A 253-nucleotide genomic window follows, 5' to 3' on the forward strand; every position below is an offset into this window, starting at 1 on the left:
CAACGCCCCTGCACTCGTGCGTGACGTGAACGCAAAAGCGAGCACCGGAAATGCCTTTTTCACATACGTAATTGGGCTAAGTCCAGTCGCAGCTAGAATGATCAAATGAATAACAAACATGACAATCAGTGCCACATAAGAAGCGAGCACAAACGTCCCAAGTGTGGAAATCGCCTGTAGGTCACTTGTTGCAACTGTTCTTGTCATAATCGCCAAAACGCCATAAGGAGTCAACCGTAAAATTAATGTAACG

General features: G+C 45.8%; 1 protein-coding gene. It reads right to left on the reverse strand.

Annotation, left to right across the window (positions count from 1 at the left end):
* Nucleotides 1-253: cation:dicarboxylate symporter family transporter (locus CHH91_RS18735; protein ID WP_141234232.1), on the reverse strand; the 253-nt coding region annotated here is incomplete at both ends.

Origin of the sequence: Virgibacillus sp. 7505, assembly GCF_002272135.1 — a bacterium.
Classification (GTDB): Bacteria; Bacillota; Bacilli; order Bacillales; family Amphibacillaceae; genus Terribacillus.